Genomic DNA, 19,892 nt, shown 5'->3' with positions numbered 1-19,892 from the left:
TAGCAGCCCCGGCATTCATCAGGTCAGGCGCGTCAGCCAATCAGCCGCCGCATTTCCCGCCCGCAACCCACTAGCGAAGCACGCCGTCAGCAGGTACCCACCCGTCGGCGCTTCCCAATCCAGCATCTCCCCCGCGCAGAACACCCCGGGCAGGTTGCGCACCATCAGTCCGTCGTCCAACCCTTCGAACCGTACCCCGCCGGCGCTGCTGATCGCCTCGTCCAGCGGCCGGGTCCGCACCAGCACGATCGGCAGCGCCTTGATCGCCGCCGCCAGGCACCCGGGGTCGGCAAAGGTCGCCTGGTCGGTCAGTTCGCGCAGCAACGCCGCTTTCACCCCGTCGATGCCGAGCTGACCGTGCAGATGCTTGGCCATCGAGCGCGATCCACGCGGCTTGGCCAGGGCTTGGGCAATCTTCTCCACAGGCCGGTCCGGCAGCAGGTCCAGCAGCAGGGTTGCTCGACCGTCGCGGTTGATCGCCTCGCGCAGCGCCGCCGACCAGGCATACACCAGGCTGCCCTCCACTCCCTGGGCGGTGAGGATGAACTCGCCCTTGCGCGGTGCGGCGCCGGGGACGCTCAAGGCAATGTTCTTCAGCGGGGCACCGGCGAACTTGTCCTTGAGCAGCGTGCTCCAGCCTTCGACTTCGAAGCCGCAATTGCTCGGTTGCAGCGCTGAGATATCCACACCCCGCTCGACCAGCAGCGGCACCCAGGCGCCGTCCGAACCCAGGCGCGCCCAACTACCGCCACCCAGCGCCAGCACCACGGCGTCTGCCTGCACGTGTCGTTCGCCCTGTGGATAACTGATCCGCAAGGCACCAGCGTCGGTCCAGCCCAGCCAACGGTGGCGGGTGTGGATAACCACCCCGGCCTCGCGCAGGCGCTTGAGCCAGGCACGCAGCAGCGGCGCGGCCTTCATGTCGCGGGGAAATACGCGACCCGAGGTGCCGACGAAGGTTTCGATGCCCAGGCTGTGAATCCACTGGCGCAGGGCATCGGCGTCGAAGTCGTGCAGCAGCGTGTCGATCTCGCCGTGGCGTTTACCGTAGCGGCCGACGAAGGCCGGGTAGGGCTCGGAATGGGTGATGTTCATGCCACCGACACCGGCCAGCAGGAACTTGCGGCCCACCGAAGGCATGGCGTCGAACACTTCAACCGCCATCCCGCGCCTGGCCAGGGCTTCGGCGGCCATCAGGCCAGCAGGGCCGCCACCGATCACGGCGACAAGGGGGCGGGAGGCGGGGCGAGGATCGTTCATGGCGGGCGGCAGGCTGTGGAAAAGAGCGCGCATTCTACCCCAGCGGGACGGCTCGCGGCACTGCTCAAAAAACAACCAACTCTTTGCAGCTCAGGCAGTTAAAGGGCTGGAGCGGCTTTCTCGCAGGTTATCCACAGGCGGTTCCACAGTCATTGTGCACAACCGAGCACCCGCGCCGCGCTGTGGTGGAGGATGCCGTGGCGCCGGGCCAGGGCCTGGCGGTCCTTGCTGTAGCCGCCACCGATCACCCCTACCACCGGGATGTCGCGGCCCAGGCATTGGCGCAGCACATGCTCGTCGCGGGCAGCGAGGCCTGCGTCGGTCAGTTGCAGGTAGCCCAGGGCGTCGTCCTTGTGCACATCGACGCCGGCGTCATACAGCACCAGGTCTGGCTGGTACAACGGCAGCAGGTAGTTCAGCGCATCCTCGACCACCTTGAGGTATGCGCTGTCGTGCATGCCGCGGGGCAGGGGGATATCCCAGTCGCTCTGGGCCTTGCGCGCCGGGAAGTTCTGCTCGCAGTGCAGGGACACGGTGATCGCCTCCGGCGTGTCGTGGAGAATGCGCGCCGTACCGTCGCCCTGGTGCACGTCGCAGTCGAAGATCAGCACCCGGTGTACGCGTCCGGCTTCCAGCAGGTAACGGCTGATCACTGCCAGGTCGTTGAAGATGCAGAAGCCGGCCGGGTGATCGTAGTGGGCATGATGGGTGCCGCCGGCCAGGTGGCAGGCGATGCCATGCTGCAGCGCTTGCTCGGCGGCCAGCAGTGAACCACCTACTGCACGCACGGTGCGTCGGGCCAGGGCTTCGCTCCAGGGCAGGCCCAGGCGGCGCTGGTCCTCGCGGGACAGTTCGCCGTTCATGTAGCGCTCGATGTAGGCGCGGTCATGGGCCAGGGCGAGGATCTCGTTGGGGCAGATTTCAGGGCGCAGCAGGGCCGCGTCGGTGGTCAGGCCGCTGTCTACCAGGTGATCGCGCAGCAGGCGGAACTTGTCCATCGGGAAGCGATGGTCCGGCGGGAATTCGGGGCTGTAGTCGTCGTGGTAGATCAGCGGCAGGGGCATGGTGTCGGCGCGTTGGGGGCGAACACCGATCTTGCCAGTATTGGTGGCGCCGGCGCCAACGCAATCGCGGGGCAAGCCCGCTCCCACGCAGCTGCGGTCATCTTGTGGCGCTCATTGGCCTGCCGATGCCAGCACCCTTTGCCAGTCTGGCTCGTTCATCCGCCCCAGAATCCGCGCCTTGCCATTGCCATCCACCGACACGAACAGCGCACTGGCGTAGCCGCTTTCACGCTCACCGCCCGGCACATGCTGCTGGCGGGCGAAGTGATCGATGCAACCATTGTGGGTCACCAGTATCAGGTTGTGCCCGGGCCGCTTGCGGGCCATGGCCTCGGCGGGGAAAGGACGGTCGCAGCGCTCCAGCCAGTCTTCGCTGGAGACGGCCTGGCCAAGGATGAAATGCGCGGTCTGGCGGGTTCGCAGCTTTGGGCTACTGAGCAGATCGGCACCGCTCAGCCCCAGTTGCCGCAGGCCCTGGCCGACCCGCTGCGCCGCCTGGCTGCCGGCCACGGTGATGCCGGTCGCATCGTCCAGGCAGGGGCCTGGGGCACTGTCACAGCGTTCGGCGTGGCGGATCATCACGATCACCGCGCCGTCCTTCCAGTCCTGCAGCAGGCCGCTTTCGCTCAGTTGTTGCTCGTTGCCAAGATTCACGATGTGCGTCCTCGTCGCTAGCCAGGTGCTGGCCCCGGCCAGTGCCAGGAGCAGGCCGAAGGCGGCGCCGAGCGCGGTGCGAGAACGGCGGCGTTCGGGGCGGGCCAGCAGGGCCGGGTTGTGCAGGGTGTTGCTGGGGTGCATGCGTCACTCCGATGGCAGTGCGGCGTCGACAAAGGCCGCGGTAGTGTCCGGCATTGTGCAAAGAGGCCTGTCGGGGGGCGGTGAAGCCGATGTGAAAAAAGCATCGGCTGGCCGATGTGCGCGGCCTACGCTGTACACTGGCAGACTGTGATTTCGGAGCCGCGCCGATGACCCCCATCCTCGAACTGGAAAGCCCGCGCCTGGTGCTGCGCCAATGGCAGGACGACGACCTGCGCGAGTTCGCCGCCTTGTGCGCCGACCCACAGGTGATGCGTTATTTCCCCGCACCGATGACCCGGGTCGAGGCAGCCGCGCTGATCGGCCGGGTGCGCGGTCATTTCAACGAATACGGTTTCGGCCTCTGGGCCCTGGAGCGCAAGGACAGCGGCGCCTTCATCGGCATGACCGGCCTGCTCAACGTCAATTTTGACGCGCCCTTCGGCCCGGCGGTGGAAATTGGCTGGCGCCTTGCCCGCCGGCATTGGGGGCTGGGCTTCGCCAGCGAGGCCGCCTGGGCCTGCCTGCGCTGTGCCTTCGCCCAGCTGCATCTGGACGAGGTGGTGTCGTTCACCACCGAGGGCAATTTGCCGTCGCAGAAGGTGATGCAGGCCATCGGCATGGTCCAGGACCTCGAGGCCAGCTTCGAGCACCCGCGCCTGCCACCGGGCGATCCGCTGCGCCCTCATGTGCTCTACCGCATCGACCGCGCCCGCTGGCAACAGAACCTGCGCGGCTGAATAGGTGGCCATTCGTACGGCGGGACTACAGACAAACCCTGTATCATTTGCCGCCATAACAGCGCCGTATTGCCTTGCCAGGAGAACCCCATGAGCCACGTACTCGACGATCTGGTCGACTTGCTGAGCCTCGAGTCCATCGAGGAGAACCTGTTCCGCGGACGCAGCCAGGACCTGGGCTTCCGCCAGCTGTACGGCGGCCAGGTGCTCGGCCAGTCGTTGTCGGCGGCCAGCCAGACGGTCGAGGACGCGCGCCATGTGCATTCGCTGCATGGCTACTTCCTGCGCCCGGGTGACGCCAGCATGCCGGTGGTGTACTCGGTGGACCGCGTGCGTGACGGCGGCAGTTTCAGCACCCGGCGGGTCACGGCGATCCAGAAGGGCCAGCCGATCTTCACCTGCAGCGCTTCGTTCCAGTACGACGAGGAAGGCTTCGAGCACCAGGCGCCGATGCCCGACGTGGTCGGCCCGGAGAACCTGCCCAGCGAGGTCGAGCTGGCCAGTGCCATGGCTGAAAGGCTGCCCGAGCGCATCCGCGAGAAGGTGCTGTGCGCCAAGCCCATCGAGATCCGCCCGGTCACCGAGCGCGACCCGTTCAATCCCAAGCCCGGCGATCCGGTCAAGTACGCCTGGTTCCGTGCCGACGGCAACCTTCCGGACATTCCGGCGCTGCACAAGTACCTGCTGGCGTACGCCTCGGACTTCGGCCTGCTGACCACGGCCTTGCTGCCCCATGGCAAGTCGGTGTGGCAGAAGGACATGCAGATCGCCAGCCTCGACCACTCGCTGTGGTTCCACCGTGACCTGCGCGCCGACGACTGGCTGCTGTACGCCACCGACAGCCCCTGGGCCGGCAACGCCCGTGGCTTCTGCCGGGGCAGCATCTTCAACCGCGCCGGGCAACTGGTGGCCTCGTCGACCCAGGAAGGCCTGATCCGCCATCGCAAGGACTGGGCATGAGCCTGGGCGACATCCGCCACTGGGTGTTCGACATGGACGGCACCCTCACGGTCGCCGTGCATGACTTCGCGGCCATCCGCGAAGCGCTCGATATCCCGTCCGAGCACGACATCCTCACCCACCTGGCAGCCTTGCCGGCAGCGGAGGCGGTGGCCAAGCATGCCTGGCTGCTGGAGCATGAGCGCGACCTGGCGATAGCCTCCAAGGCCGCCGACGGCGCCGTGGAGCTGGTGCGCGAACTGGCCCGACGCGATTGCCGGCTGGCCATTCTCACGCGCAATGCCCGCGAGCTTGCCCACGTGACCCTCGAGGCCATCGGCCTGGCTGACTGCTTCCCGGTCGAACTTATCCTCGGTCGCGACGAGGCGGCACCCAAGCCCAGCCCGGATGGGTTGTTGCAGATCGCCCGGGCCTGGGGTGTAAGCCCCGGTGCAATGGTGATGGTCGGTGACTACCGCTTCGACCTCGACTGCGGGCGGGCCGCAGGCACCCGCACCGTGCTGGTCAACTTGCCGGACAATCCCTGGCCGCAGCTGGCCGACTGGCACGCGGCAGATTGCCGGGCGTTGAGGGCGTTGCTCGGCTGACGGCCCTGTCGCGGGGCAAGCCCGCTCCCCGTGCCTACCATCGTGGGAGCGGGCTTGCCCCCGCGATCCTCCAGACCTGTCTAAGCTGCACTGCACCTTTTCCCACGATGGAGACCCACCCCATGAGCACCAAGGCTCTCTACGTCCTGCCCGGCGGCGGCTACGACAAGGTCCAGGTCGGCACCTGCGAAACCGCCGCGCCCGCAGCCGGCGAGATCACCGTGCGCCTGCACGCCAGCTCCCTCAACTACCACGACTTCGCCGTGGTCAGTGGCATGTGGGGGCCGAGCGAGCGGCGCATCCCGATGGCCGACGGCGCCGGTGAAGTGCTCGCGGTGGGGGCTGGGGTCAGTGAGTTCCAGGTTGGCGATGCCGTGGTCAGCACGTTCTTCCCCGACTGGCTCGGCGGCCAGGCCCAGGTCGAGGGCTTCGCCAGCGTGCCGGGGGATGGCATCGACGGCTACGCCCGCGAACAGGTAACCGCCCGGGCTACCTCCTTCACCCTTGCGCCCAACGGCTACAGCCATGCCGAGTCGGCGACGCTGACCACCGCCGGCCTCACCGCCTGGCGCGCGTTGATGAGCGACGACCACCTCAAGCCCGGTGACAGCGTGCTGGTGCAGGGCACCGGTGGCGTGTCGATCTTCGCCCTGCAGTTCGCCAAGCTGGCCGGCGCCACGGTGATTGCCACCTCGTCCAGCGATGCCAAGCTCGAGCGCCTCAAGGCACTGGGCGCGGATCACCTGATCAACTATAAGGCCACGCCTGCCTGGGGCGAAAAGGTCCGTGAACTCACCGGCGGCCGTGGCGTGGACCATGTGATCGAAGTCGGCGGCCCGGCCACCCTGGAGCAGTCGATGATCGCGGCGCGTATCGGTGGCCACGTATCGTTGATCGGCATTCTCACCGGCGTGGCCGGGCAGTTGCCGTTGGTGCAGGCGCTGGTGCGGCAGATTCGCCTGCAGGGCGTGCTGGTGGGCAGCCGCGCCCAGCAGCAGGCGATGGTCCGCGCCATCGACGCCAACGGCCTACGGCCGGTGGTGGACAAGCATTTCGAACTGGAGCAGATGGTCGATGCGTTCCGGTACCAGGAGAGCAACCGGCATTTCGGCAAGATCTGCCTGACCTGGTAAGGCAGGCACTGCTTTTTGGTGTTCACGCCAGTCAAGCCGGTTTCCACTGGCGCAGCATGGTTCGAAGGCTGCGCCCGCTCTGTGGGAGCGGGCTTGCCCCGCGATGAGGCCCGCTCAGGTGTGGGACAGCGACGGAAACATCAACACCTGTGCATCAAGGCTAGTTCGCGACGCACCCCAGACGAACAGCGCATCATCGTTATCCACAGCCCGTGTCGCAAAGCCTTCGCTGTGCCGCGGCGCAAACCCCAGCACTACTTCCCGCGTCATTAGTGTGACCCGCTCGACGTTGAGTTCGCCGCCTAGGTGCGGGTCGTCGTGGTAGTGTTCCACAAGTTCAAGAGTCGAGTCGTTGAGCAAGACCGCCCTGGAATTCACTTAAACCTGTAAAGTAAGTGTTAACAGTAGCCGCTGTTAAAAAATGTCGTGAAAAACTGTAGGGGGTATGACTCACCCACATGGGTTACAAATCAGTTCACGCACATAGGTAACAGTCTTTAACTGGCAGGGTCGGTTTTCGAGGATCTGACCATGCCTTGGCGAGAGCTGAAACCTATGGACCTTAAAATGCTTTTCATTGCGGATTACCTGCAGGGGCCGCCCAGCTTCAGCGCCCTGTGCCAGGCCTACGAGATCAGCCGAAAGACCGGCTACAAATGGGTCGAGCGATTTGAGAAAGAGGGGCCTTCGGGGCTGGAAGAACGCAGCCGCCGCCGGTTGAACCAGGATTGGGTCGTACCCGCCGCAGTTCGCGAAGCCATCATCGAATTACGCAGTCGAGGCGAAACGGAACCGGGGCCGAAAAAGATCCAGGCTGCGCTACAGGAGCGTTTCCCTGATCAGGCGCCGCCCTCGAAGACAGCGATCTACAACATCCTCAAGAAAGCCGAATTGGTCAAACCACGCCGCTTGCGTCAGCGTGTAGCGGTCTATCCCAAGCCCCTGGAGAAGGCCGAGTCGCCTAACCAGTTGTTCAGTGCGGACTACAAAGGTCAATTTCTGACAGGTGCAGGCGTCTGGTGCTATCCGCTGACGATCATGGATCACGCCAGTCGTTTCCTGCTCGCCTGTCACAGCATGCCCAATACCAACCTGCTGGAAACCCAGGCCGTTTTCACCCAAGTGTTCCGAGAGAATGGCTTGCCTGAGCGGATTCGTACCGATAACGGTGTGCCGTTTGCCAGTAAGGGGCGTGCGGGACTTTCTCAGCTGTCGATCTGGTGGCTGCGTCTAGGCATCATTCCCGAGCGCATTGCGTCTGGTCGGCCTGAACAAAATGGCCGCCACGAGCGCATGCATCGAACGCTCAAAAGCACGCTCCCATCGCCGCCGGCAGTGGCCTGGGAGGCTCAACAACGGCACTTTGATCGCTTTCGGCAGCACTACAATCACGAGCGCTTGCATGAAGCGCTGAAGCAGAAAACACCGGCGTCTTGCTACCAGCCATCTCCACGCGCATTCCCTGAAAAGCTCCCCGAAATGACCTATCCCAGTCATATCGAGAGCTTGCCGGCTGATAGCTCCGGCATCATCAATCGCCGGGGCTTGAGGATCTACGTAGGTTATGTGCTCAAGCACCAGACCATTGGACTGGAGCAGGTTGGGGATGGCGTCTGGGATGTTATTTTCGGTCCCATCATCCTTGGCAGAGTCGATGTGCGGGATACCACTGATGGTTATGTAACACTCAAGGTGTTGTCACCTATGTGAGTGAACTTTTGTGTAACCCATGTGGGTGATCCGTACAAGGGCGCAATTTTGCCTTGGTGTGAGGCGATATTTTTATTCGTCGAGAAAGGGTTCTTCTAATCTGATTTTTTCTACTTTTGTAAAGTCGTAAACTATTTCGGGTTGACTGACTTTTCTTGCGATGTAAAGAAGTTTTTCTAATTTGTTAAGAGTGTCCTTTTCTTTTCCCAAGGCAATTAAATTTGTACGACTTTTGTCGATTTTTACTGCTTGGCGTTTGTCAAGTAATTTTTGGTGTTGCTTCTTGGTAAGGTTTGAAAGCGGCTGGACTAATTTTGAATCTATTAATATGGGTGAGGCTGTGGTTATTTCTGTGGAGAAACTGACTTTTCGTTTATTTGAGTCTTGATGTTTTGTTTTGTCATTCTGTTTGAGAACGAGAGCACCGGTTCCTATGGGAGGGTTGACGGTATTTACGGAATGGGTGTTGCTTGCCGTTGTTAGACGGTCTGTTCTCTCACGAACAAACCCCGATTCATCCTGCCAGTTCACCGGATCACCTTCGCAATAAGCATAGGCGTTTACGCCACCTTTCTCGAATGGGCTAAACGCATCCGTGGTCTGGAAACGCATCAGTACAGGGTTATAGACACGCCTGCCATTGCCAAGCAGATAGCATCTGGTAAAGGGATCCGGGCGCTGGGCATTGAAGGCGAGCAAGGGGGGCTGGGAATGACATACTGTCGAGTCGCCGAAGCAGGTATAGATGAACGGATCTATCACGGATCCAGATCTGTCAATGGGCAATAATTCGGTGCATATCCTATTGTTAGACTGCTTGAGTACTGCCATGGGACCAAGCGGTGTGCGGAGGAATGCCCGAGTCTGCCCCTCATCAATTTCGAACTGTAAAAAGTTGTTTTGATAGAAAAATTTGACCATGCTATTTGCTCACGTAGCCGAATTCTCAAATTTCGTTATGAAACACTGGCAGGTGGCGAAGCATCAAAGTTCATCGATATTCCCTGGGGGGCGTGGCTCGTTACTGAAAATGCTGTTCAAGCTGCCCATGACGCTTCGCAAAAGACCGGGTGTTTGAGGTGGGCTGTCTGAACTGTTGGATGACGTGTCTGGACTATCTGTTATTGTCACCGGCCGTCTGATGACGAACCCTCCTGCCACACGAAACGAGGATCTTTGCGGACGCCGGATTATCTGCGCGGAAGGGTCAGTGCCTAGTTCTTGATCACCCACTGCCACTCTTAAATAGTGATCGGTCGCTGCGTCGCGGCGTTGTAATACGAGCCCCCATACGCCGCTGATATTGGCTGTCGAGGTTCCAATATCCTTTAAAAACGTGCCTAAGTCGCGGTCGTGATAATGATAAATATATTCTCCAGCGATAAAAATTACTGCTCCCGCTGCCCCTGCGCCAAAAATTTTCATATCGGTCGGCGAAACTTCTGCTCCGTAAGAGAGCTGTATTGACTTCATCGCCCCGTAAGCGATTGCCGGCATGGCTCCTGCAGCGACGTTTGTAAACCAACTCGCACTACTGTAAAAATCGGAGCTCACCATTGAATTCAGGCGGCCCGGTTCTCTACCGCTACGATCGTGGAAGTTGACTGGGTCGCCATGGCAGTAGGCATAACTGTTGATTCCACCGCGCCCCCAAGGACTCTTGCCCTGATCCGGGGAGTGGAATCGCATCAACACCGGGTTGTAGACCCGATAACCGTTTCCCAGCAGACACCAGCCCTGCCGGCTTTCGCGGCATTGGCCGGTAAACCCTGTTCCCGGGTCACCAGCCTTTTCGGCGCGATGGCCGTAGGGGTTGTAGACGCAGAACAGACGATTCGCCCCGGTTTGCGCCATCAATGGGCTTTGCATGTGGTCGCAAGACAGCAAATTGCTGGTAGCCATGGCAATTCCTCGTTCATTGCTCACACCGCTGAACAGTGATCCGCAGTTGTGCATCCGATCAGGTTGGCATCAAGCTAGCACCGCGCCGGTATAGGGTGAACTGACAAAAATGCCAGGTCTGGTTGGCCGGCATGAAGCGATGCAGAAGGTTGTACTGTGTTGACGAGGGGCACTGGCAGATTTCCCACGCCACACCGGATGTGCGCGGCGACTGACGCAATCAGGCATGTCCGGGGGCTTGACTGACGTGCATGGGCACGCGGTGTCGTGATCGAACAGTTGTCTGACGTTTTCGAGCATTTTGCTGGCGCCGCGCCCAGCTTAAAGTGAAGCCCGCATCCCCATGGTGCGTTGCCCCGGGCGCATGAGAAGGCCGTAACAGAGCGTGCGCAACGTACTCCGCCCTTAGCCGAGGAGACAGTTTCGCCTACGCCTGCCCGTCCCTTCCTTGTGTCAGTAAAAAGAGAACAAGACCAATGAACACCGTGGGAACTGATGGCAACCTTGCTCAAGGTTTCAAGCCACGTCACGTAACGATGCTGTCCATCGCCGGCATCATCGGCGCGGGACTTTTCGTCGGCTCCGGGCATGCCATCGCGGCTGCCGGGCCCGCCACCATTCTGTCCTATTTCGTGGCCGGTACCCTGGTGGTGCTGGTCATGCGCATGCTCGGCGAAATGGCCGTGGCCCACCCCGACACCGGCTCGTTCTCCACCTATGCCGACCAGGCCATCGGCCGTTGGGCCGGCTACACCATCGGCTGGCTGTACTGGTGGTTCTGGGTGCTGGTGATTCCCATCGAGGCGCTGGCCGCGGGGCATGTGCTCAACGCCTGGTTCCCCCAGGTAGACAGCTGGATCTTCGCCCTGGCCTCGGTGCTGTTGCTGGCCTGCACCAACCTGTTCAGCGTGGCCAAGTACGGAGAGTTCGAATTCTGGTTCGCCATTCTCAAGGTCACCGCGATTCTCGGCTTCATCGGCCTGGGTTTTGCCGCACTGGCAGGCTGGTTGCCGGAGCGCGAGGTCAGCGGGTTGAGCACGCTGGTCGACGAGCATGGCGGCTTCGCCCCCAAGGGCTGGTCGGCGGTGGTCGGTGCCTTCATCACCGTGATGTTCAGTTTCATCGGCACCGAGGCGGTGACCATCGCCGCCTCCGAGTCCAGCGATCCGGCGCGCAACATCGCCAAGGCCACCCGTTCGGTGATCTGGCGCATCAGTACGTTCTATATCCTGTCAATCTTCGTGATCATCTCGGTGGTGCCCTGGAACGACCCGCAGCTGGCGGTGGTGGGCTCCTACCAGCGCGCGCTGGAAATCATGAATATCCCCAATGCCGCGCTGATGGTGGACTTTGTGGTGCTGATCGCGGTGACCAGTTGCATGAACTCGTCGATCTACATCGCCTCGCGGATGATGTACTCGCTGGCCAAGCGCGGCGATGCGCCGGCGCTGCTGAAGAACACTTCACGGGTTGGCGTGCCGCGTGCGGCGGTGTTCGGCAGCACCCTGATCGGCGCGGCCATCGCCATCCTCAACTACTTCGCGCCCAAGGGCGTGTTCGAGTTCCTGCTGGCCAGCTCCGGCGCTATCGCGCTGCTGGTGTACCTGGTAATCGCCATTTCGCAACTGCGCATGCGTGGGCGGCTGGAGCGCGAGAACGCCAACCTCAAGTTCCGCATGTGGTTGTTCCCCTGGCTGACCTGGGCGGTGATCCTGTTCATCGGCGGCGCACTGGCCGTGATGATGTTTACCGAGGAACACCGCGCCGAGGTCAGCGCCACCTTGAGCCTGGCGATCATGATCTCGTTCCTCGGCATCATCACCACCCGAGGGCATGGGCGTCGGGCGGTGGCCGCGCGGTCGCCTGGCTGAACCTGACTCTGTAGCCTGCGCGGGTTCTGTGGGAGCGGGCTCCTAGGCCTGCTCCTTGCGCACTGTGAGCCATCTGGATCTTCATCGGCGTGATATATCCGTGCCATCATCTTTTGTCTTACACTCCTGCCATCAGATCGCAAGGGAGTGCGCAACATGCTTCGCGGTTTCCGTCTGGCTTTGACCCTGGGTCTGTTGTACCTGCCACAGGCGTACGCCGGCGACCCTCCCGCCGACCCTTTGCTCGATGCACCCGTGGCGTCCAGCGCCGGGCAGAACCCCCGTGGTGTACTGCGGGCCCGCGACCAGGCCGTGTTGTCCAGTGAACTGGCTGGGCGCATCATCGAGATGCCCTATGCCGATGGCCAGGATTTCAAGCAGGGCAGCATCCTGGCGCGCTTCGATTGCAGCGCTTACCAAGCCCAGCTCAACGCCGCCCAGGCTGCCGTGCGTGCTGCCCGTGAAGAGCTCAACCACAACCGCCAACTGGCCGCGTTGAAGTCGGTCGGTCAGTTCGAGGTGTCGTTGGCCGAGGCCAAGCAGGCCCAGGCCCAGGCCGAGGCACAGGTGTACCAGGTGCAGGTCAGGCGCTGCGTGGTCAGCGCGCCGTTCGATGGCCGGGTGGTGCAGCGCCGGGCCCAGCCCCATGAAAGCGTCGCCAGTGGCTCGCCGCTGCTCGAGGTGGTGGACAACCGCTCGCTGGAGATCCACCTGCTGGTGCCCTCGCGGTGGCTGGGGCAGCTCAAGCAAGGCCAGCCGTTCGAGTTCGTTCCCGATGAAACCGGCAAGCCGCTGCAAGCACAGGTCAAGCGCGTCGGCGCCCGGATCGACGAGGGCAGCCAGACCTTGCTGCTGATCGGCGAACTGCCCCGCGACAGCCAGGGGCTGCTGGCCGGCATGAGCGGCACCGCCCACTTCGCCGCACAACCATGACGGCCGCCGCCACGGGTGTGGCCGAGCATGCCTTCGCACTGTTTCTCGGCCTGCAGCGCCAGGCCCGCCAGGCGGCTGGTCCCGAGCAACTGGCCTACAACATGGTCAACGATGGCCAGACACTGTTCGGTTTTCGCCATGCCGCCCTGCTGATCGCCGGCAAGGTTCGGGCACTGACCGGCATCAGTGTGGTCGAGGCCCATGCGCCGTTCGTGGCGTTTGTCGAACGTGCCGCTCACACGCTACAGGCTGCCGGCGTCGCGGCCCAGGCCGGGGCCGTGGAGCCGACGATGCTGGACTCCCAGGCCCAGGCAGACTGGCGCTCGTTATCCGCCGCCCACGCATTCTGGCTGCCCTTGCTCGATCGCCAGGGCAAAGTGTTCGGTGGGCTGTGGCTGGCCCGCGACCAGGCGTTCAACCCCGCCGAGCAAGCCCTGCTCGATCAGTTGGGGGAGACTTACGCCCACGCCTGGCTGGCTTTGGGCCCGGCAAAACCCTGGCGATTGCGTTGGCCACGGCGGCGCCTGCTGGTGGCCTTGGGGATGTCGTTGCTGGTGCTGCTGGTGCCGGTGCGCCAGTCGGTGCTGGCTCCGGCCGAGGTCGTGCCGCGGGCGGGGCGGGTGGTTGCCGCGCCGCTGGACGGTGTGATCGCTGAGTTCCTGGTCAAGCCCAATCAGACGGTCGCTGTCGGTGACCTGCTGGTGCGCTTCGACGCCACCACCCTCAAGGCCCAGGTCGATGTCGCCGAGCGCGCCCTCGGGGTCGCCGAGGCCGAGCTCAAGGCCAGCACCCAGCGTGCCTTCAGCGATGCCGAATCCAATGCCCGCCTCGACCTGCTGGCCGCCCGTGTGGAACAGAAACGCGCCGAACTCGACTACGCCCGCCAGCTCCTCGGCCGCAGCGAAATTCGCGCTGAGCGTGCGGGGATCGCGGTGTTCGCCGATGCCGAGCGCTGGACCGGCAAGCCCGTGCAGACCGGCGAGCGGCTGATGCAACTGGCCGATCCGCAGCAGGCCGAACTGCGCCTGGAACTGCCGGTGGGCGATGCCATCGCCTTGCAGCCTGGTGCCGAAGTGGCGTTGTTCCTCGACAGCGACCCGCTGCACCGCCATGGCGCCCGCCTGGAGCGCGCGGCCTACGAGGCCCAGGCCACCGCCGCCGGGCAACTGGCCTATCGGCTGGACGCCGGTTTCGACGAGGCTCCGCCGCGCATCGGCTTGCGCGGTACCGCCAAGGTGTATGGCGAGCGCGCACCGCTGGTCTACTACCTGCTGCGTCGCCCGCTGGCTGCGTTGCGTCAGGGGCTGGGGCTGTGACCCTGCCAGCGCTGCGCGCCGACCTGCAACTTTCGCCGGCGGCGGCCGGGCATGACGGCGCGCCGCAGTGGACCCTGGCCGACCCGCTGCGCGGGCGTTACTTCAAGCTGGGCGGTGGCGCCGTGCGGCTGCTGCAGCACTGGCGCCTGGGTGACCCGCAACGTGTGCTGGCTGCCGCCAATGCCGAGCCTGGCCTGGCAGTCGACGAGCAGGCATTGGAAGAGCTCTTGCTGTTTCTCGGCCAGCACGACCTGATCGGCGCCGAAGATGCCCGCCAGCGCGAAAGCTATGCGACCAAGGCCGCCGCCACCCGGCAGAGCCTGTGGACCCGTGTGCTGCACCAGTACCTGTTCTTCCGGATTCCGCTGTGGCGCCCGGATGCCTTCCTCAACCGCGCATGGCCGGTGCTTGAACGCCATGGCGGCTGGATCTTGCGCTACGCCCTGCCGTTGGTGCTGGCGTTGGGTGTGTTCCTGGTGATTCGCGACTGGTCGCGCTTCATCGCCACGTTCCCGCACCTGTTCAGCCTCGGCGGCATCCTCGCCTTTGGCGTGGCGCTGGGGTTCGCCAAGCTCTGCCATGAGTTCGGCCACGCCTTCATGGCCAAGCGAGCCGGGTGCCGAGTGCAGAGCATGGGCTTGGCGTTCATGGTGCTGTTGCCGATGTTCTACACCGATGTCAGTGATGCCTGGCGCGTCAGCGACCGCCGTGCGCGGCTGCTGATCGATGCCGGTGGGGTGTTCGCCGAGCTGCTGCTGGCGGTGCTGGCGCTGCTGGCCTGGTCGCTGCTGCCTGACGGCCCCGCGCGCACGGCGGCGTTCATGCTGGCCAGCGCCACCTGGATCACCACCTTGCTGGTCAACCTCAACCCCTTCATGCGTTTTGACGGCTACTTCCTGATCAGCGACCTGTGGCGGGTCGAGAACCTGCAGAACCGCGCCTTTGCCCTGTGTCGCTGGCGACTGCGCGAGGCGCTGTTCGGCTATGGCGAGCCGGCCCCGGAAGCCTGGTCGCCGACCATGCGCCGTCGTTTGCTGGTGTGGGGCTATGGCGCCTGGCTGTGGCGCGCGGTGCTGTTCTTCGGTATTGCCCTGGCGGTATATCACCTGTTCTTCAAGGTGCTGGGCATCTTCCTGATGCTGGTGGAGCTGGCCTGGTTCATCGGTTTGCCGGTGTACAAGGAGTTGCGGCAATGGTGGCTGCACCGTGGCCAGGCGGCGCCGGGCAAGACGCTGCGGGTGGCGGCCGCGCTGGCGTTGTTGCTGGCCGTGCTGGTGCTGCCCTGGCGTGGCGCGGTGGACGTGCCGGCGATGCTCGAGGCGTCCCGCGTCAGCGCCCTGCATGCGCCGGTGGCGGCACGGGTGAAAAGCTTGCCGGTGGGCGAAGGGCAGGCGGTTCGCCAGGGCGAGCTGCTGGTGGAACTGGAGTCGCCTGACCTGACGTCGCGCCAGTCCATCGTGCGCCGCGAGATCGATATCCTGCAGCTGCTATTGCGCCGTCAGGCCGGGCGCAGCGAGACGGCGGCGGACGTTGGCGTGCTCGAGCAGCAACTGGCCGAAGCCGTGGCCGAGTACCGCGGCCTGGCCGCCCAGCGTGAGCGTTTGCAACTGCGCGCGCCCCGCGACGGTGTGTTGCGTGACCTGCCGGCCGGCCTGGCAGCGGGGCAATGGGTCAGTCCGGCACAGACCTTGGGCCGGCTGGTCGAGCCAGGGTTGCGTTTGCGCGGCTACCTGGCCGAGGCCGACCTGTGGCGGGTGGCGGCCGGCAGCGAAGGGCGCTTCATCGCCGATGACCCGGCGCGCCCGGCATTGCCGGTGCGCGTGGAGCAGGTGGATGCCACCGGTGTTGCCGTGCTGGAGCTCGAAGCGCTGGCCTCCGACCGTCATGGCCCGGTAGCCGTGCGACGTGATGGCCAGCAGCGTGCGGAGCCGGTGCAGGCCCAGTACGGCGTACATTTGAGCCCGCTGGGCGAAGTGCCCGATGTGGCGCAGCCGTTGCGTGGGCTGGTGGTACTGGAGGGCGCGCGCGAGTCGTTGCTGGGGGCCGCCTGGCGACGGTTGGCGGCGTTGGGGGTTCGTGAGAGTGGGTTTTAGGCGGCCTTTCCCGCCAGGCTCCCGTCGTAATTACGCGATCCATCGCCAGGAATGCCGTTCAAGACAATGCCGACGCAAGGAGCCCGCATGACCGAGACCGCTCTGCCACTGTGTTCCCGCCTTACCTTGCCCACGAACCTGCCCGCGTTGCAGCAGGCCCTGACCCGGCTGGACACTCATGCCTGGCAGGCGCATTTCAACCGGGGCTACCACGAAGGTGATTGGAGCGGTGTGGCGCTGGTCGCCGCCGAGGACGCGCCGTTGCCGCTGGCCCCAGGCACAGGCTCGCCGTCAAGCCTGGCCTGGTGGCAAGGCGAGCCGGCCTGGCAGCAAGCCCTTGCACCCTTCCAGGCATCGCTGCGCGCCGCCCGCCTGCTTCGCCTGGGGGCGGGGGCGCGGATCCACGAGCACCGTGACCCTGACCTCGGGCGCCCAGGCGGCTGCCTGCGTTTGCATATACCGCTGCTGAGCCCCCCGGGCGTGGAGTTTCTTGTGGATGGCCTGCAAGTGCCGATGCGCCCAGGCGAGTGCTGGTTCATCGACCTGTCGCGCCCCCACCGGGTCAACAACCCCGGGCCCGGTGAGCGTATCCACCTGGTACTTGACTGCGCGGCCGACCCTTGGCTGCTGGCGCTGATCGACGAAGGCCTGGCGCAGACGCCGGCATTGCAACCCGGCAGGGCCGGGCAGGCATTCGAACGGTTTCGCCAGCAGGTGAGTGAGGCGCCGGCATTGGCTGCGCAACTACAGGCGTTGGAGGATCCTCGGGCCTTCGTGGCCGAGGCGGTGCGCCTTGGTGCCGAGCTAGGGCTGGCGTTTTCCGAGGCAGAGGTCCTGGGCGCGATGCGCCGGGGCAAGCAGGCATGGAGCGATCAATGGCGAGTGTGAATACCCCGATGGATTTTCACGGCTGGCTGCCCATCCGCCTCTGGCAAGGCGACGCCGGATGGCGGGTGGACTGGTGCTGGTTCGGCGAACAGCGCCTGACCCGCCCGTTTTTCCGCGATGACGTCGACCAGGCGTTACGCCTGCCGTTCAACCAGGCTATGCGCCGCGACACCGATGTCTCAGCTTTGCTCGATTGGCACGCCCGTAGCCCGGGGCTGACGCCCTCGGCCTTGGTGTTTCACGCTTCACGCTGTGGTTCGACGCTGATCGCCCAATTGCTGGCCAGCCAAGCGCGAAATATCGTGCTGTCCGAGCCGCCGCCATTGGACAACCTGTTGCGTGCCGCGCGCCAGGACCCGTCCGCCGCCGCCTGGCAGGCCGATGCATTGCGGGCGCTTTGCTCGGCCTACGGTCAGCGTCGTCGGGGCGACGAGCGCCAGTTGCTGATCAAGCTCGATGCCTGGAACATCTTCGACGCATCATTGCTGACGGCGCTGTATCCCGACGTGCCTCGGGTGTTTCTCTATCGTGACCCGCTGGAAATCGTCGTCTCGCAACTGCGCCAGGCGGGCATGCACCGGGTGCCGGGGCTACTCGGCGCTTCGGGCCTGGACAACTTGCTGTCCGCCCCCCAAGCCATGGACACGGTGGAATACACCTGCCGGATGATTGGCGAAATCCTCACGGCTGGCCTAGCGTTGTGCGAACGCCACGGTGCCATCGCGGTGAACTACAGCGAATTGCCCGACGCCGTCTGGGGACGCCTCGGGCCACTGTTCGGCATCCAGCCAGGCGATGTGGCTGACCTGCGCGCCGTCGCGGCCTTCGACGCCAAGCAGCCGGCCATGAACTTCAGCGCCGACAGCCAGCGCAAGCGCGAGGAGGCCGACGACGAAATACGGGCTGCGGTCATCCGTTGGGCCCAGGCGCCTTACAACGCGTTGGAATCCATACGGTTGCGAAACGTCTAGGAAATGGCGTCAAACTACCTCGAACGGGTGTTTGAGAAAAAAGTTGAAAAGACCCTGTTCGGGTAGTGGCTATTTGCCTTGATCTTCGGCTACGCTGCTGCAGATTGTGTAGGACAATTCACTTGGATGTGCGCCCCTCACCATGGGGTAACCTTATGCAGGGAAGCCATACCCGATGTCCATTTCCGAGGTGAGCCTCCGTCCCATCGTGGACGTCGACCGGGCGTTCCTGCGCACCCTCTACGGCACCACTCGTGCCGCCGAAATGGCCCTGCTGCCGTGGCCCCAGGCCGCCATCAATGTGTTCCTCGACCAGCAGTTCCAAGCCCAGCACGACTATTACCAGGCCCAGTTCGCCGACGCCGACTTCTTCATCATCGAAGTGGCGGGCGAGCCCATTGGCCGCGTCTACCTGCACTGGACCGACAGCCACGTGCAGTTCATCGACATGGCCCTGCTGCCCGTCTGGTGCGGGCGCGGCATCGGCAGCCGGTTACTCGGGCAGTGGCTGGCACACGCCGATGCCGACGGCCTCAGCGCCGGCCTGCATGTCACCCCTCATAACCCGGCCTTGCGGCTTTACCAGCGCTGCGGGTTCGAGGTGGTCGGCGAGACCGGCCTGTCCCTGAAGATGCGCCGAGCGGCGCTCACCACTGCCATACGCGCCTGAAGGACCAGACCCATGCATGCCATGCCCACGTTCGACGCACTGCAACAGGCCACCGGCAGCCATTTCCAGCTGTGGATCAGCGACGAACAGGCGCTCCAGGCGCAACTGCTGGCCGTGACCGAAGGACCGGCCATGTCGCCGCGTCACCAGCGTTATGCGGCGGAATTCGCCCTGCCGGCCGGCACCGAGCTGCCGCAGGCGGTGTTCCGCCTGTCGCCGCCAGGCGAGCAAGGTTGGCTGCTGTTGATGACCCCGGTGAGCCCCGATGACGATGGGCGCCCGGTGCTGGAAGCGATTTTTCACGTAGACCGGCCGCTCTGAGGGCGTCCGCCACACGCGTCATGTCCGGCGGGCCATGGGGCCCGTCTTCGCAGTGTTGTCATAGGAGAGCAGCAAATGAGTGAGCCGTTCCTCGGTCAGATCACCTTGTTCGCAGGCAACTTCGCCCCTCGGGGCTGGGCCTTCTGCCAAGGTCAGCTTCTGAGCATCGCCCAGAACACCGCGTTGTTCTCGATTCTCGGGACGACCTACGGTGGCAATGGCCAGACCACTTTCGCACTGCCTGACCTGCGTGGCCGGGCGCCTATCCAGCAAGGGACGGGGCCGGGGTTGCCGAATGTCGTGCTAGGGGAGGTGGCAGGTGCCCCAACGGCCAGCCTGACGTCACTGAACATGGCCTCGCAACCCGTGATCATCCCGGCCAGCACGGTGTCGGTCGCCATCCCCGCAGCGGAAGGCGATGCTGACCTGCCCGCACCTTCGACCAGTGGCGTGCTGGCCAAGCCCAAGGACACCACGGGCTCCGGTGCTGCGATCGACATCTATGCCTCGACCGCCAGCGACACGACGCTCAAACCGTTCAACCTCACCATTCCGGCCAGCACCGGTGCGACCACGGGGCAAAGCCAGCCCTTCTCGATCCGAAACCCCTACCTGGGTATCAACTTCATCATTGCAGTGGAAGGGCTGTTCCCGTCCCGCAACTGAGGCCGGATAGGC

At 64.2% G+C, this 19,892-nt stretch carries 19 protein-coding genes; 14 read left to right on the top strand and 5 right to left on the bottom strand.

The features are described from left to right. Nucleotides 1-18: 18 nt before the first annotated feature. The 3 genes from C3F42_RS13875 to C3F42_RS13865 form a co-directional block, all read right to left on the bottom strand. Nucleotides 19-1,260 carry a TIGR03862 family flavoprotein gene (locus C3F42_RS13875; protein WP_038707295.1) on the bottom strand — a complete coding sequence of 414 codons (1,242 nt, stop codon included), beginning with the start codon at nt 1,258-1,260 and terminating at the stop codon, nt 19-21. 149 nt (nt 1,261-1,409) lie between these two features. Further along, entirely contained in the window at nt 1,410-2,324 is a 915-nt protein-coding gene (locus C3F42_RS13870; protein WP_094012325.1) for a histone deacetylase, read from the bottom strand. A gap of 111 nt (nt 2,325-2,435) precedes the next feature. Continuing rightward, nucleotides 2,436-3,122, bottom strand: a complete 687-nt coding sequence (locus C3F42_RS13865) for a histidine phosphatase family protein (RefSeq protein WP_094012273.1) — start codon at nt 3,120-3,122, stop codon at nt 2,436-2,438. Nucleotides 3,123-3,289: 167 nt separating this feature from the next. On the opposite strand from C3F42_RS13865, the gene C3F42_RS13860 reads away from it, so the two are divergent. The 5 genes from C3F42_RS13860 to C3F42_RS13835 all read left to right on the top strand — a co-directional run bounded on the left by C3F42_RS13860 (nt 3,290) and on the right by C3F42_RS13835 (nt 8,249). Further along, nucleotides 3,290-3,859, top strand: a complete 570-nt coding sequence (locus C3F42_RS13860) for a GNAT family N-acetyltransferase (RefSeq protein WP_023632344.1) — start codon at nt 3,290-3,292, stop codon at nt 3,857-3,859. 90 nt (nt 3,860-3,949) lie between these two features. Then, a complete protein-coding gene (gene tesB, locus C3F42_RS13855; RefSeq protein ID WP_023632343.1) occupies nt 3,950-4,819 on the top strand; it encodes an acyl-CoA thioesterase II in 870 nt (289 codons plus the stop codon). After that, on the top strand, nt 4,816-5,406 hold the full coding sequence (locus C3F42_RS13850) for an HAD family hydrolase (RefSeq protein ID WP_094012272.1): 591 nt from the start codon (nt 4,816-4,818) through the stop codon (nt 5,404-5,406). Before tesB ends, C3F42_RS13850 begins: the two co-directional genes overlap by 4 nt. A 122-nt stretch (nt 5,407-5,528) precedes the next feature. Further along, nucleotides 5,529-6,539 carry an NAD(P)-dependent alcohol dehydrogenase gene (locus C3F42_RS13845; RefSeq protein ID WP_094012271.1) on the top strand — a complete coding sequence of 337 codons (1,011 nt, stop codon included), beginning with the start codon at nt 5,529-5,531 and terminating at the stop codon, nt 6,537-6,539. 531 nt (nt 6,540-7,070) lie between these two features. Further along, entirely contained in the window at nt 7,071-8,249 is a 1,179-nt protein-coding gene (locus C3F42_RS13835; protein ID WP_104444549.1) for an integrase core domain-containing protein, read from the top strand. A 72-nt stretch (nt 8,250-8,321) separates the two neighbouring features. On the opposite strand, the gene C3F42_RS13830 is transcribed toward C3F42_RS13835, so the two are convergent. Then, entirely contained in the window at nt 8,322-9,170 is an 849-nt protein-coding gene (locus C3F42_RS13830) for an RHS repeat-associated core domain-containing protein (RefSeq protein WP_094012592.1), read from the bottom strand. A 63-nt stretch (nt 9,171-9,233) separates the two neighbouring features. Beyond that, entirely contained in the window at nt 9,234-10,151 is a 918-nt protein-coding gene (locus C3F42_RS13825; protein WP_371041642.1) for an RHS repeat-associated core domain-containing protein, read from the bottom strand. A gap of 476 nt (nt 10,152-10,627) precedes the next feature. On the opposite strand from C3F42_RS13825, the gene gabP reads away from it, so the two are divergent. From gabP to C3F42_RS13780, 9 genes are all read left to right on the top strand, one after another. Further along, nucleotides 10,628-12,022 (top strand): GABA permease, encoded by a 1,395-nt coding sequence (gene gabP, locus C3F42_RS13820; protein ID WP_094012594.1) that lies wholly within the window; start codon nt 10,628-10,630, stop codon nt 12,020-12,022. 156 nt (nt 12,023-12,178) lie between these two features. Then, nucleotides 12,179-12,955 (top strand): efflux RND transporter periplasmic adaptor subunit, encoded by a 777-nt coding sequence (locus tag C3F42_RS13815; protein ID WP_038707302.1) that lies wholly within the window; start codon nt 12,179-12,181, stop codon nt 12,953-12,955. Beyond that, entirely contained in the window at nt 12,952-14,271 is a 1,320-nt protein-coding gene (locus C3F42_RS13810) for an efflux RND transporter periplasmic adaptor subunit (protein ID WP_094012595.1), read from the top strand. The genes C3F42_RS13815 and C3F42_RS13810 overlap by 4 nt, the downstream gene beginning before the upstream one ends. Continuing rightward, the gene (locus tag C3F42_RS13805; protein ID WP_104444548.1) at nt 14,268-16,364 is read left to right on the top strand and encodes an HlyD family efflux transporter periplasmic adaptor subunit; all 2,097 of its coding nucleotides are present in this window, start codon (nt 14,268-14,270) and stop codon (nt 16,362-16,364) included. The genes C3F42_RS13810 and C3F42_RS13805 overlap by 4 nt, the downstream gene beginning before the upstream one ends. 87 nt (nt 16,365-16,451) lie before the next feature. After that, entirely contained in the window at nt 16,452-17,252 is an 801-nt protein-coding gene (locus tag C3F42_RS13800) for an aspartyl/asparaginyl beta-hydroxylase domain-containing protein (RefSeq protein ID WP_038707305.1), read from the top strand. Continuing rightward, a complete protein-coding gene (locus C3F42_RS13795) occupies nt 17,240-18,223 on the top strand; it encodes a sulfotransferase family protein (protein WP_094012597.1) in 984 nt (327 codons plus the stop codon). The genes C3F42_RS13800 and C3F42_RS13795 overlap by 13 nt, the downstream gene beginning before the upstream one ends. Nucleotides 18,224-18,398: 175 nt before the next feature. Beyond that, nucleotides 18,399-18,893, top strand: coding sequence for a GNAT family N-acetyltransferase (locus C3F42_RS13790; RefSeq protein WP_094012598.1), 495 nt, complete (start codon nt 18,399-18,401; stop codon nt 18,891-18,893). Nucleotides 18,894-18,905: 12 nt separating this feature from the next. Next, nucleotides 18,906-19,214: a hypothetical protein gene (locus tag C3F42_RS13785; RefSeq protein ID WP_094012599.1), complete on the top strand. Its 309-nt coding sequence runs from the start codon at nt 18,906-18,908 to the stop codon at nt 19,212-19,214. A 75-nt stretch (nt 19,215-19,289) separates the two neighbouring features. Then, nucleotides 19,290-19,880 (top strand): phage tail protein, encoded by a 591-nt coding sequence (locus C3F42_RS13780; protein ID WP_028692046.1) that lies wholly within the window; start codon nt 19,290-19,292, stop codon nt 19,878-19,880. The last annotated feature ends 12 nt before the right edge of the window (nt 19,881-19,892 follow it).

It is taken from the genome of Pseudomonas sp. PONIH3 (genome assembly GCF_002934345.1).
Taxonomy (GTDB): Bacteria; Pseudomonadota; Gammaproteobacteria; order Pseudomonadales; family Pseudomonadaceae; genus Aquipseudomonas; species Aquipseudomonas soli.
This window is presented reverse-complemented; position numbering and strand designations above follow the sequence as displayed.

Coding starts and splice junctions, on each gene's coding strand:
- C3F42_RS13875 (WP_038707295.1), bottom strand. CDS start 1,260: ATGAACGATCCTCGCCCCGCCTCCCGCCCCCTTGTCGCCGTGATCGGT.
- C3F42_RS13870 (WP_094012325.1), bottom strand. CDS start 2,324: ATGCCCCTGCCGCTGATCTACCACGACGACTACAGCCCCGAATTCCCG.
- C3F42_RS13865 (WP_094012273.1), bottom strand. CDS start 3,122: ATGCACCCCAGCAACACCCTGCACAACCCGGCCCTGCTGGCCCGCCCC.
- C3F42_RS13860 (WP_023632344.1), top strand. CDS start 3,290: ATGACCCCCATCCTCGAACTGGAAAGCCCGCGCCTGGTGCTGCGCCAA.
- tesB (WP_023632343.1), top strand. CDS start 3,950: ATGAGCCACGTACTCGACGATCTGGTCGACTTGCTGAGCCTCGAGTCC.
- C3F42_RS13850 (WP_094012272.1), top strand. CDS start 4,816: ATGAGCCTGGGCGACATCCGCCACTGGGTGTTCGACATGGACGGCACC.
- C3F42_RS13845 (WP_094012271.1), top strand. CDS start 5,529: ATGAGCACCAAGGCTCTCTACGTCCTGCCCGGCGGCGGCTACGACAAG.
- C3F42_RS13835 (WP_104444549.1), top strand. CDS start 7,071: ATGCCTTGGCGAGAGCTGAAACCTATGGACCTTAAAATGCTTTTCATT.
- C3F42_RS13830 (WP_094012592.1), bottom strand. CDS start 9,170: ATGGTCAAATTTTTCTATCAAAACAACTTTTTACAGTTCGAAATTGAT.
- C3F42_RS13825 (WP_371041642.1), bottom strand. CDS start 10,151: ATGGCTACCAGCAATTTGCTGTCTTGCGACCACATGCAAAGCCCATTG.
- gabP (WP_094012594.1), top strand. CDS start 10,628: ATGAACACCGTGGGAACTGATGGCAACCTTGCTCAAGGTTTCAAGCCA.
- C3F42_RS13815 (WP_038707302.1), top strand. CDS start 12,179: ATGCTTCGCGGTTTCCGTCTGGCTTTGACCCTGGGTCTGTTGTACCTG.
- C3F42_RS13810 (WP_094012595.1), top strand. CDS start 12,952: ATGACGGCCGCCGCCACGGGTGTGGCCGAGCATGCCTTCGCACTGTTT.
- C3F42_RS13800 (WP_038707305.1), top strand. CDS start 16,452: ATGACCGAGACCGCTCTGCCACTGTGTTCCCGCCTTACCTTGCCCACG.
- C3F42_RS13795 (WP_094012597.1), top strand. CDS start 17,240: ATGGCGAGTGTGAATACCCCGATGGATTTTCACGGCTGGCTGCCCATC.
- C3F42_RS13790 (WP_094012598.1), top strand. CDS start 18,399: ATGTCCATTTCCGAGGTGAGCCTCCGTCCCATCGTGGACGTCGACCGG.
- C3F42_RS13785 (WP_094012599.1), top strand. CDS start 18,906: ATGCATGCCATGCCCACGTTCGACGCACTGCAACAGGCCACCGGCAGC.
- C3F42_RS13780 (WP_028692046.1), top strand. CDS start 19,290: ATGAGTGAGCCGTTCCTCGGTCAGATCACCTTGTTCGCAGGCAACTTC.